At 72.3% G+C, this 2,857-nt stretch carries 2 protein-coding genes; both read left to right on the top strand.

From position 1 onward, the window contains the following. A partial coding sequence (locus ACFVWY_RS35530; RefSeq protein WP_389879040.1) for a phosphopantetheine-binding protein occupies positions 1–897 on the top strand: 897 nt, incomplete at its 5' end. After that, a partial coding sequence (locus tag ACFVWY_RS35525) for a type I polyketide synthase (protein WP_389879039.1) occupies positions 894–2,857 on the top strand: 1,964 nt, incomplete at its 3' end. The genes ACFVWY_RS35530 and ACFVWY_RS35525, both read left to right, overlap by 4 nt.

The following is a 2,857-nucleotide window of genomic DNA, read 5'->3' as shown; positions in this document are numbered from 1 at the left end:
GGCCAGGGCAACTACGCCGCGGCCAACGCCACCCTCGACGCCCTCGCCGCCCACCGCCGGGCGGCAGGACTGCCCGCCACCTCCCTCGCCTGGGGACTGTGGGCCGAAGAGCGCAGCATGGCCGGCCTGCTCGACGAGAGCAGCGTGGCCCGCTGGGCCCGCATGGGCGTCGGGGCCATACCCAACGACCTCGGCATGGAGCTCTTCGACCGTGCCGGACAGGTGGACGGCGCCCTCGCGGTGCCCGTACTCCTTGAGCAGGCGGCCCTGCGCGCCCAGGCCCGGTCCGGGCTGCTGCCTGCTCTGATGCGGGGTCTCGTACGGGCCCCGGCCCGCCGCGAGCGGACCACGGGCGGCGGCACCCTCGCCCAGCGAGTGGCGGCCGCACCCGCGGCGGACCGGCCTGGAATCGTCCTGGAGCTGGTGCGGGCCCAGGTCGCGGCCGTCCTCGGACATTCCTCTCCGGAGGCGGTCGACCCCGAACGTGCCTTTAAGGAGCTCGGGTTCGACTCCCTCGCCGGTGTCGAGCTGCGCAACCGCCTCACCCAAGCCGGAGGCGTGCGTCTCCCCTCCACCCTGGTCTTCGACCACCCGACCTCCGGGGCCGTGGCGGCGTACATCCTCACTGGCCTCGACGGCCCACCCGCCCGGCCGAGCCTCTCCCCGTTCGAGGAGGAGCTCCAGAAGGTCGAGGCACTGCTCAACGAACTGGCCGGGGACAGCGCGCAACTGGCCGAGCTGGAGCCGCGGCTCCGCGCCTTCAACAACCGCCTCTGGTCCGTACTCGGAGGGGCCACCCACCACCGCGACAACCCGGAACAGGACCTCGTCGACGAACTCGACGACGTGTCCGACGAAGACATGTTCGACCTGATCGACAAGGAGCTCGGATCGTGACCCAGGGTACGGCTGACCAGCAGAGCAGTCGCTCGACGAGCGACGAGCAGAAGCTCCGCTTGTACCTCAAGAAGGTCACCGGAGAGCTGCGCACCGCCAACCGCCGCGTCCGCGAGCTGGAGCAGCGCGACATCGAGCCGCTGGCCATCGTGGGCATGAGCTGCCGCTACCCGGGCGGGGTCACCTCGCCCGAGGAGCTGTGGCAGCTTGTCGCGGAGGGCCGCGACGCCGTCTCGGCGCTGCCCGGAGACCGCGGATGGGATCAGGGCATCTACGATCCCGATCCCGAGCGGACCGGCAAGATCTCCGCGAGCGGCGGCGGTTTCGTCGCCTCGGCGGGCGACTTCGACGCGGGCTTCTTCGGAATCAGCCCCCGTGAGGCCCTCGCCATCGATCCGCAGCAGCGCCTCACCCTTGAGGCCGCCTGGGAGGCCCTGGAGGACGCCGGCATCGACCCGACCTCCCTGCGCGGTTCGAACACCGGTGTCTTCTGCGGCGCCCTGACCTCCGACTACGGCGGCCAGATGTCGCCCGAGCTGGAGGGGTTCCGCCTGACGGGCACCACCACCAGCGTGCTGTCGGGCCGCGTCGCCTACACCCTGGGTCTGGAAGGCCCGGCCGTGTCCGTGGACACGGCCTGCTCCTCCTCGCTCGTCGCCCTGCACCTCGCCTCCCAGGCGCTGCGCTCCGGCGAATGCTCCCTCGCCCTCGCCGGCGGCGTCACCATCATGGCGGGCCCGTTCCTGCTCACCGAGTTCAGCCGCCAGCGCGGCCTCGCCGCCGACGGCCGCTGCAAGTCGTACGCGGAGGGCGCGGACGGCACGGGCTTCTCCGACGGCCTCGGCCTGCTGGTGCTGGAGCGCCTCTCGGACGCCCAGCGCAACGGCCGCCGTATTCTGGGTGTCCTGCGCGGCAGCGCCGTCAACCAGGACGGCGCCTCCAACGGCCTCACCGCTCCCAACGGCCCCGCCCAGGAACGCGTCATCCGCCAGGCACTCGCCAACGCCGGACTCACCACATCCGACGTCGACGCGGTCGAAGGGCACGGCACGGGCACCCGGCTCGGCGACCCGATCGAAGCGCAGGCACTCCTGGCCACGTACGGCCAGGACCGCGAGCACGGCCCGCTCCGCCTGGGCTCCATCAAGTCCAACATCGGCCATACCTCCGCCGCCGCCGGCGTGGCGGGCGTGATCAAGATGCTCAAGGCCATGCAGCACGAGACCCTGCCCGCCTCCCTGCACCTAGACGAGCCCTCCCCGCACATCGACTGGACCTCCGGTGACGTGCGCCTGCTGACCGAAGCCGAGGAGTGGCCCGCCACTGAGGGCCGCCCGCGCCGTGCGGGCGTCTCCTCCTTCGGCATCAGCGGAACCAACGCCCACCTCGTCATCGAGGAACCCCCGGCCATGGCCGCGATCGCGGCGGCGGCCCCGCAAGCAGAAGACGCCCCCGGAACTCCGGTACGGACCCTGCCCTCCGTGCCCGTGGTGGTGTCGGCCAAGTCCGTACAGGCCCTGCGCGCACAGGCCGAGCGCCTGGCCGCCCACGTGGCGGCCCAACTGGGCGTGGGCCCGCTGGACGTGGGTCTGTCCGCCGCGACGACGCGTGCTCACTTGGAGCACCGTGCGGTCGTCGTGGCCGGGGACCGGGCAGAGCTCCTCACCGGGCTCACCGCACTGGCCGCGGGTGAGCCGGGAACGGGGATCTTTCAGGGCCGCCCGGTGAGCGGGAAGACGGCGTTCCTGTTCACCGGGCAGGGCGCCCAGCGCGCCCGCATGGGCCTCGAACTCGCCGCCGCCTACCCCGTGTTCGACGCCGCGCTCGACGAGGTATGCCGCGAGCTCGACCCGCTGCTGGGCCGCTCCCTGCGCGAGCTGCTGGCCGCCGAGGACGACACACTCAACGCCACCGAGTACACCCAGACCTCACTCTTCGCCATCGAGGTCGCCCTCTACCG

The sequence above is a fragment of the Streptomyces sp. NPDC058195 genome (assembly GCF_042883525.1).
Taxonomy (GTDB): domain Bacteria; phylum Actinomycetota; class Actinomycetes; order Streptomycetales; family Streptomycetaceae; genus Streptomyces.
Note: the sequence above shows the minus strand (reverse complement) of the source record. Positions and strands in the feature narration are given on the sequence as shown.